Origin of the sequence: Caballeronia sp., assembly GCF_049581465.1 — a bacterium.
Classification (GTDB): Bacteria; Pseudomonadota; Gammaproteobacteria; order Burkholderiales; family Burkholderiaceae; genus Caballeronia.
Genome location: NZ_JBAUSA010000542.1, coordinates 1 through 8,773 on the forward strand (window position 1 = coordinate 1; position 8,773 = coordinate 8,773).

The window sequence follows — 8,773 nt, forward strand, 5'->3', positions numbered from 1 at the left end:
GATCTGGGTCCACGATTACCATTTGATTCCCCTTGCGGCCGAGTTACGAGCCATGGGTTGCGCGAACCGGATCGGCTTCTTCCTGCATGTTCCGATGCCCCCGCCACAGATCATGGCGGCCGTGCCCGAGCACGAATGGTTGATGCGCTCGTTATTCGCCTACGACCTGGTCGGCTTCCAGAGCGAAACCGATGTCACGCATTTCACTCACTACGTGCAATCGGAAGCGCATGCAGAGCAACTCAGCCACGATCGTCTTCGCGCCTTCAATCGCACGCTGCGCATCGGCGCTTATCCGATCGGTATCGACGTGGACGAGTTCGTCGAACTAGCCCAAGGGAAAGAGGGGCGTGACACGTTTGCACGCATGCGGGAAGAATACTCACGGCGGTGTTTGCTGCTTGGCGTCGACCGGCTCGATTATTCGAAAGGGCTGCCGCAACGGATTCACGCCTTTCGCGAACTGCTGGAGCAGTATCCGGAGAATCGCAGCAGTGCCACGTTGATCCAGATCGCCTCTCCCAGCCGCGAGGCCGTGGGTGCCTACGACGATTTGCGCCGTCAGATGGACAGCATGTGTGGAGCGATCAATGGTGACTACGGTGAGCTTGACTGGATGCCGGTGCGATACATCCATCGCAATGTTGCACGTAAGCGCCTGCCAGGGTTATACCGCGCGAGTCGCGTCGCGCTGGTTACGCCGTTGCGCGACGGGATGAATCTGGTTGCGAAGGAGTTCGTCGCGGCGCAAGACCCGGCCGATCCCGGCATGCTGGTGCTGTCGCGTTTCGCGGGCGCCGCAGAGCAACTGAAAGAAGCGCTCATGGTCAACCCCTACGACGCACACGGCACAGCGCAAGCTATCCAGCGGGCGCTGTCGATGCCGCTGCAAGAGCGCATCCAGCGCCACGAAGCGCTCATGAGCCGGATCCGCAAGCAGGATGTCCACTGGTGGTGTTCCAGTTTCCTTAACGCGCTAAAACATGTGGAACAGGATCAAGGTCCTGACCAGACGAAGGCCACGTGAAAATCATGGGACAACGGGCAAGGGGGCGTAGCCGTCATCCCATCAGTTCCGATATCTCGATCAGGTTCAGGTCGGGATCGCGGACATAGACCGAGCGGATTTTTTGCGTAGCGCCGGTTCGCTCGACCGGGCCTTCCACAATCGGCCACCCGCATTGCTTCAGGTGCGCGATCACGTCGTCAAGCGGCACTCCGGCGAAGAAGCACAGGTCGAGTGCGCCGGGCACAGGCAAGTGGGCTTTCGGCTCGAACTCGTGGCCGCGCTCGTGCAGATTGATCTTCTGATTGCCGAAGCGCAGTGCGTATCGGCCTTCGCCGAACGTCTGCAACTCCATGTGCATCACATCGGTATAAAAGCGCTTTGTCGCATCAATATCTATGCAGGTCAGGACCAGATGATCCAGGTGATCGATGAACGTCATGTCAGGCACCTTCCTTCGTGAACGCGCGTTGTTCGGGGGCGGTATCGGTGGGCGGCATCGGGTGCAGGTCGAGGCGTCGTCCGGCCTTCAGCAACTGGCTTGGGACGTCGTGACCGATGAGCGCGGGCAATCGCGCTGATGCTGCGAGCGCGCGGCCGAGATCGATGTTCGTGTCGTAGCCGTCCAGTTCAAGCATATGCACGAGTTCCTCGGTGCAGACGTTGCCAGTCGCGCCGGGCGCATACGGGCACCCGCCGAGACCGCCTAATGATGCATCGAAACGGTCGATGCCGGCATCGAGCGCGGCAAGGGTATTGGCAAGCGCCATGCCGCGCGTGTTGTGAAAGTGCAGGGTTAGTTCGAGTTCTCTGAACGCGTCGCGAGCGCTGCGGCACAAGTCGCCCACTTGCGTTGGAAACGCCATGCCAGTGGTGTCGCAGAGCGTGACGCCATGCACGCCGAGATCGGCGAAACTCTGTATCCAGCGCAGCACTTCCTCTTTCTCGATGTCGCCTTCCATCGGGCAGCCCATCGCGGTTGACAGCGACACGTTGATCGCAACCGGGGTCGATTTGACGACGTGAACGACGTTGATTACGTCGCGCAACTGCGCAAACGACTGCTCGCGGGTCATGCGCAGATTCGTCCGGTTATGGCTTTCACTGACCGACATCACGAGGTTGACTTCATCGACGCCGCATGAGAGCGCACGCTCGGCACCGCGTACGTTGGGCACAAGCACGGTATAGACGACTCCCGGTTTGCGTGCGATGCCATGCATCACGGCTTCAGCGTCGCGCAACGCCGGAATCGCCTTGGGCGAGGTGAACGACGTCACTTCGATCTTTGCGTAACCGCATTCGCTCAAGGCGTCGATCAGGGCGATCTTCGCGTCGGTATCGACGAACTGCTTTTCGTTCTGGAAGCCATCACGCGTGGCGACTTCCTGAATGTACAAACGCTTTTTCTGCAACATGATGGGTTCCTTCCTCAAGTGATGCCGCGCGTGGCGCCTGGCAAGGCGCGGCCGGTTCAGACCGGATTAATGTCGTCCTGGCTGCGTCGGGTGGTCAGGGGGCCGAGAGTCCGCACGGTAAGGGCGACCACCAGCAACGCAGTGGCTATACTTCCGAACATCGCGCCCGGGCCATGCTGGCTCAAGATCGGAATCAAGATGAAAGGCAATACGCCGCTGACGAGGCGAGACAACGAGTAGGTACTGCCGATTGCAGTCGAGCGCACGCTGGCCGGGAAGATTTCGGATTGGTACACGTGGTACGCATTGCTGAACACATTCGAGGCGCATGTCGTCAAGAATCCGAAGCATACGATCAACGCCGAGCTGTTTGAATAGGCAAAAGCTAAGCCGAAGGCAGCGATCGTCAATATCGATGCGATAACCAGCGTACGGCGCTCGAGCCAGTTGAGCAGGGGAATTGACAGCAAGGATCCCACTGGATAGCCAAGGAAGGAAAGTGCCACGAACAGTGTTCCATCTGTTACGTCAAAGCCGCGGCTTTTTACTACCGTATTGGCCAGCGTGCCAAAGCCGTAGTAACCAAATCCTTGAAGCAGGTGGAAGATCGTGAGCATCAGGTAGCGCTTGTTGTAAGGGGGAAGGCATAGCAACGCTACACGCTCGCGCAATGTGCTTGGCTTTCGCACGACCGTTGCTTCAGGGGCAATGGCTGGAACGGTTACGCCTGCGCTCTCGGCGAACCGCCTGAGCATGGCGTGAGCCTCCTTCACCCTTCCCTGTGAAAGGAGCCAGCGCGGGCTTTCGGGTAGCTTATGTTGCACGATCAGGACCAAAACGGCACCCAGGCTGCCAATGATCAAGATGACACGCCAGCCAGCCACACCGCCCACGTGCAGTGGGTTAAGCCACACCGCAAGGAATCCGACCAACGGCACCGCAACATACGACAGGGTATAGGCCCACGCGGCCAGTCGGCCTCTACGCTCCTTGGGCAGGATCTCGGATAAGAAGCTATCGGCAACGGGGTAGATCGCACCCACGCCAATGCCCGTCAGAACGCGGCAGATCACCAGCATCCCAGCGTTGACGGAGAACGCGCCGAGCAGGGAAAAGGCGCTGTACCAGATCAAGTTGAATAAGAACGCCTTGCGCCGGCCAATGCGGTCGGCCATGGTGCCCAGGCACAATGAACCGACGAACATTCCAATAAAGGCTGAGGCCAGCAGTAGCTTAAAGTCGGTGCTGTGCCTGTCGATCCCGTATTCTCCTTGCAGCGCCGTGCCAATCGAGCCAACGAGGAATATTTCGTACATGTCGAAGAACAAGCCTATGCCGATCACGGCTACCACAAATCGATGTAATGAGCCCACTGGCAGGCTGTCCATCCAGCCGCCTAAAGTAAGCTTGGCGTGTGCATCGACGGCTGGGCTGTCGTTGGGTGAAGGGATGGCTGAATGGGCGATTGCGCCGTCGCTCAGGTCTAGATTGTTGCTGCTCATTGCGTCTCCTCAATGTATTAGTGAAACTGCCGGGCCACCCACGGGTCTTTAAGTCCGGTTACGGTGCTGGCTTCGTCATTACGCGTCATCCAAGGACTGCGAACTACTTCGTTTGACTACCGGTTTCAGCAGGTCGAACCTAGGCTATATCAAGTGATGCCGCGCTCGCGCCAGGCGGCGCGGGTGGGGGCGTCGATGCCGACGCTTGCCAGGATGGCATCGGTATGCTGACCCAGTTCCGGTGCCCGGCGCTCGACCGTGCCGGGCGTCTCGCTCAGCTTCGGCACGATACCCGGCAGCTTGACGGGCGTGCCATCGGATAGTTTTGCGTCCAGGATCATGTCGCGTGCGTGATAGTGCGGGTCGGCGGCGATGTCTGCGATGTCGTAGATCTTGCCCCCTGGAATGCGGGCAACATTCAAGGCTGCGAGGACCTCATCCAGGCCGCGCATTCCGGTCCATTCACCGATAGCGGCATCCAGTCGCTCGACGTTCTTGACCCGGCCATCGTTTTGCGCGAGCGCTGGATCGGCGGCGAGATCTGGGCGCTCGATCAGCTCCATCAGTCGGCGGAAGATGCTGTCGCCGTTGCCGGCGATCAGCGCGTATTTGCCGTCGCTGCATCGATACGCGTTGGACGGCGCGATGCCGGGCAAGCTGCTGCCCGCCGGCTGACGCACGGTGCCGAACGCCGAGTACTCTGGCAGCAGGCTCTCCATCATGTTGAAGACCGATTCGTAGAGCGCGACGTCGATCATCTGGCCCGCGCCGCCGTTGTGGTCGCGATGGCGCAGCGCGAGCAGGATGCCAATCACGCCATGCAAGGCCGACAGGGAGTCGCCTATGGAGATACCCACGCGCACCGGAGTTTGCCCCGGTTCGCCGCTCAGGTGGCGCAAGCCGCCCATTGCTTCGGCCACCACCCCGAAGCCGGGACGGTCGCGGTAGGGACCAGTCTGGCCGTAGCCCGATACGCGCAGCATCACGAGGCCGGGGTTCAGCGCATGCAGTTCGTCCCAACCGAGTCCCCAGCCTTCGAGCGTGCCGGGACGGAAGTTTTCAATCAGCACGTCGCTTTGCGCGACCAGCTTGCGAATGACGTCCTGGCCTTCGGACGAGCGCAGATCGAGCGTGACGGATTCCTTGTTGCGCGATTGCGCGGCCCACCAGACCGAGGTGCCTTCATGCAGCAGGCGCCATTTGCGCAGCGGGTCGCCGGTGCCCGGGGGTTCGATCTTGATGACGCGCGCGCCGAACTCGGCAAGCATCTTCCCGGCGAAGGGGCCGGCGATGAGCTGGCCCATTTCAAGTACGCGAACGCCTTCCAGCGGCTTCGTCATGGTTGTCTCCTTGCGAACGTCGTTGTGTTGACGCTCATCTTGAGACAATCCGCGCGTGCTGATAATCAATGGATTTTCAATGACCCTTTCCGTTCTGGAAAGGGGCGGCGGGCGTGGAGGTCAGATGTCAGTCGTACCGGACATGAAGTCGAAAAGGCGCGCGGCCTCGGGCGACAGTGCTTCCCGTGACCGGGCGCCGATCCATAACGTGCGATGCGCCCAGGAGTCGGTGAGACTCACGGCGTGCAGGCCTGCCCCGAGTATCTCTGCGCGCACCGCGGCCTCGGGCAATACGCCGACGCCGAGTCCATGTTCGATCATTCGGCAAATGGCGTCGAAGCTTCTGACCTGGATGCGCAGCTTGAGCGCCCGGTCCGCGCTGAACGCGGCATCGATAAGCCGGGCGAGTAGCGAACTGCCATCGGTCAGGCCGACGTACTCGAAGTCGAGCGTATCGGCGAAGGCCACCTGCTCGAGGGCCGCCAGGGGATGGCCGTTCGGAACCAGCAACACGAGCTTGTCCTGACGATACACGGCCTTGTCGATACCTCGCGCGGGCACGTTGTCCGCGAAGATGCCGATGTCGGCGTCGCCATTGCTGATCGCCGCGACGATCTCGCCGCTCAGCCGTTCCGCGAGCGAGACTTTCACGCTGGGGTTATTGGAGAGAAAGACGCGGACGTCGTGTGGCAGGAACTGGATGATCGCTGACGTATTGGCCCAGACCCGCACGTGGCCGCGCACGCCGACCGCGTAATCGCTCATTTCGGTGGCCATGCGGTTCACGCGATCGACCACTTGCCGCGCATGGACGAGCAAGCCCTGGCCGGCGGCGGTCAGTTCGATGCCTCGCGGCTGGCGAAGCAACAGCGTGCAATCGATGCTGCGTTCCAGGTCGGTAATGCGCTTGCTGACCGCCGACAGGGTCATGCAGGAGCGTTCAGCAGCCTTTGTCAGGCTACCAAGCTCTGCCACGACGATGAACAGGCGTAGCGATTGCAGGTCGTAATGCAAGGAGCTGCTCATTGGGATGGCGTCCCGAGTCTGACAAAGCTGACAAAAGGATTGCTTTTCAGCATCCATTTCCTACATTCGGTCAACAGCCTTTTCATTCCCGGACATGATGCCCACTTGTCGGCCGTATCACCAGCAAACCGGGCATGCCCGGTCAAAACGCCCGTTTTAGTTCCTGCCTATCGAATACATCCTCAACATCCGTTCCCGAAGGAGTGCGTATGTTCCTGCATCGGGCTTTTTCGATCTGACTTTTACACCGATTATTGCCGGCCAAAGCGTATCCCGACGATGCACTCGGAGGCGTCAGGCTTCAGATGCGCGATGTATTCGTAGCGGAAGCAGCGCTGCCGCCCCGAAAGCCAGCAAGTGAAGACAGGAGAGCATCACAAAGGCCATAAGGAATTCGGTTGGCTGGGCGCTCTTGGGATCGTGCATCGTCAACGAAATGACCACGGCCAGGAGCGTGGTCGCAACCGGGCCGCCGACCCTTTGCGCAATGTTCAACGCGGTGTTCGCGACGGCAAGCTTCGCTTTCGGGACCGACGAATACGCGGCTGTTATCGACGGTATGCTGATCGTTCCTTGACCCGCCCCGGCCAGGAAAAGGCTGACCACGGCCCACGCTGCCGAGAACGGGTGCCCTATCATCCAGAGGAACGTGATCGTGCTCAGGAAAGCCAGCAACGCACCTCCTGCCGAGACTGCCCGGCAGCCATATCTTTCTGTCAAGAATCCCAGAAGTGGAAACGAGCACATCATGCCGACACCCGTCGACGCGATGAGCCAACCTGCTTGCGCGGCGGACAACCCACAGCCGGCGATCAGGTACAAAGGAACGACAAGTTGCCGCCCGTACAACATGCCGTTCGCGAAGAATTGCGTGGCTGCGGCGACGGAGAACGTCCGGTTCGCAAAGATCCGCACGTCGATGAGTGCCGAACTGCCCTTGCGTTTCGAGTGCCACAAGAATCCCGCAAGAAACAGGGCTCCAGCGAGCAGGACCCATCGTCCCTCTGTGTGGGACGCACTTTGAAGCCCGTAGATGAGAGCAACGAGGCCAGGTGCAATCAGCGCGAAACCGAGGAAATCGAACGGGCGTTTTTGTAGAGAGAGGGTATCGCCTGGAAGCAGCAACACGGCCAGGGCGACACCGAGAATGCCGACCGGTACGTTGAGGTAGAACAGCCAGGACCACGTGGTGTGGGCAAGAATCGTCCCGGCCAATACGGGACCGAGGACGGGACCCAGCAGGATAGGCAGGGCGGCATAGCCCATCACACGCGCCATGTTTTTTCCCGCCACACGCGCAATCATCATCTGTGTCATGGGTGCCAGCACGCCGCCCACCAGACCCTGGAATACGCGGGCACAGATCAGCTCATTAATCGTTCGGGAGGCCCCGCAGAGAATCGAGGCCAATGTGAATGTAGAAAACCCGATAATGTAGAGGCGCTTAGCGCCGATGCGGTCCACGAGCCAACCGTTGAGTGGCAGCATCAGCGCCATTGCCAGCAGGTAGCCGCTGACGATCCACTGCGCGGTCGCAATCGACGAGTCAAGTGTGTGACTGATGGTCGAGAGCGAAACGTTGACCACGGTCGAATCGAGCTGCGTCATGAACGGCCCAATCACGGCGACGAGGGCCACTTTCCAGACAGACGGATCAATCCCGCCAGCCGCGTTGGCGCTCTTGCTCATTTCGGTCCTCACGTGCGCATGGTTTTTAAAACGCGGTCTGGTTGAGCGTGCGTCAAGGATGAATGTTGCCGGGTTTGCCGCATGGTGCTATGCGAGGTTTGGCACGATGCCGACATAGCGTGCTCGTGGACGGATCAGACGATGCGCTTCCACTTGTTCCAACGCGTGTGCGAGCCACCCGACGCACCGGCCAAGCGCGAACAAAATAAACGGCGCCTCAGCGGGTAAATCGAACGTCGCGGCCATGACGGCGAGCGCGAAGTCGACATTAGGACGTTCACCGACCGCGCGCGCCACATAGTCCATGAGTTGCGTGTAAGCCGCACTCGTTGGCAGCATCTCCAGCAAGGCGGCGGCCCGAACATCGCCGTCTGGATAAAGAGGGTGTCCAAACCCCGGTAACGTCTGTCCCTGCGCGAGCCATTCCCGTACAGCTGTCTCAACGCCAAGACGCTCTGTCGATTCAATCAATGCGTTCAGCGACAGCGAGGCTCCTCCGTGGAGGGGTCCGGTCAGTGAGGCAAGCCCCGCGAGCATGCCTGCTGCCAGCGAAGCGCCAGTCGAAATCGTCACGCGCGCTGTAAAAGCCGATGCGTTCAGTTCATGATCTGCAAGCAGGACGAGAGCGCGGCGAATAACGCCCTCCGCGTCACTACGCGCCCACAACGCCGAGATATGTTCGCTCAGCGGGCAATCGCCGTTTAACGCTTCGCTTCCGAGCATCGCTTCGGTTAGCGTGACCATCACGCTTGTTGCCTCTTCGCGGAGAACGGGCAACGCGCGGCCTATTGA

General features: G+C 60.3%; 8 protein-coding genes. 1 reads left to right on the plus strand and 7 read right to left on the minus strand.

Annotated elements, in window-relative coordinates; genetic code table 11:
• Nucleotides 1-1,027, plus strand: a 1,027-nt coding sequence (locus WCA53_RS13395; protein ID WP_423910768.1) for an alpha,alpha-trehalose-phosphate synthase (UDP-forming), incomplete at its 5' end; no start/stop codon positions are given.
• A gap of 34 nt (nt 1,028-1,061) precedes the next feature.
• On the opposite strand, the gene WCA53_RS13400 is transcribed toward WCA53_RS13395, so the two are convergent.
• The 7 genes from WCA53_RS13400 to WCA53_RS13430 form a co-directional block, all read right to left on the minus strand.
• Entirely contained in the window at nt 1,062-1,448 is a 387-nt protein-coding gene (locus tag WCA53_RS13400; RefSeq protein ID WP_423910771.1) for a VOC family protein, read from the minus strand.
• 1 nt (nt 1,449) lies between these two features.
• Nucleotides 1,450-2,424 (minus strand): hydroxymethylglutaryl-CoA lyase, encoded by a 975-nt coding sequence (locus tag WCA53_RS13405; protein ID WP_423910774.1) that lies wholly within the window; start codon nt 2,422-2,424, stop codon nt 1,450-1,452.
• Between the two features lie 56 nt (nt 2,425-2,480).
• Nucleotides 2,481-3,812, minus strand: coding sequence for an MFS transporter (locus WCA53_RS13410; protein ID WP_423910792.1), 1,332 nt, complete (start codon nt 3,810-3,812; stop codon nt 2,481-2,483).
• A gap of 263 nt (nt 3,813-4,075) precedes the next feature.
• Nucleotides 4,076-5,266, minus strand: a complete 1,191-nt coding sequence (locus WCA53_RS13415; protein ID WP_423910778.1) for a CaiB/BaiF CoA transferase family protein — start codon at nt 5,264-5,266, stop codon at nt 4,076-4,078.
• A 120-nt stretch (nt 5,267-5,386) separates the two neighbouring features.
• A complete protein-coding gene (locus WCA53_RS13420; RefSeq protein WP_423910783.1) occupies nt 5,387-6,292 on the minus strand; it encodes a LysR family transcriptional regulator in 906 nt (301 codons plus the stop codon).
• Nucleotides 6,293-6,586: 294 nt separating this feature from the next.
• On the minus strand, nt 6,587-7,981 hold the full coding sequence (locus WCA53_RS13425) for a DHA2 family efflux MFS transporter permease subunit (RefSeq protein ID WP_423910786.1): 1,395 nt from the start codon (nt 7,979-7,981) through the stop codon (nt 6,587-6,589).
• Nucleotides 7,982-8,068: 87 nt separating this feature from the next.
• The coding region (locus WCA53_RS13430; protein ID WP_423910789.1) for a citrate synthase at nt 8,069-8,773 on the minus strand (705 nt) is incomplete at its 5' end.

What these genes read in the sequence shown, in the direction of transcription:
- WCA53_RS13400 (WP_423910771.1), bottom strand. Translation starts at nt 1,448, where the DNA reads ATGACGTTCATCGATCACCTGGATCATCTGGTCCTGACCTGCATAGAT.
- WCA53_RS13405 (WP_423910774.1), bottom strand. Translation starts at nt 2,424, where the DNA reads ATGTTGCAGAAAAAGCGTTTGTACATTCAGGAAGTCGCCACGCGTGAT.
- WCA53_RS13410 (WP_423910792.1), bottom strand. Translation starts at nt 3,812, where the DNA reads ATGGACAGCCTGCCAGTGGGCTCATTACATCGATTTGTGGTAGCCGTG.
- WCA53_RS13415 (WP_423910778.1), bottom strand. Translation starts at nt 5,266, where the DNA reads ATGACGAAGCCGCTGGAAGGCGTTCGCGTACTTGAAATGGGCCAGCTC.
- WCA53_RS13420 (WP_423910783.1), bottom strand. Translation starts at nt 6,292, where the DNA reads ATGAGCAGCTCCTTGCATTACGACCTGCAATCGCTACGCCTGTTCATC.
- WCA53_RS13425 (WP_423910786.1), bottom strand. Translation starts at nt 7,981, where the DNA reads ATGAGCAAGAGCGCCAACGCGGCTGGCGGGATTGATCCGTCTGTCTGG.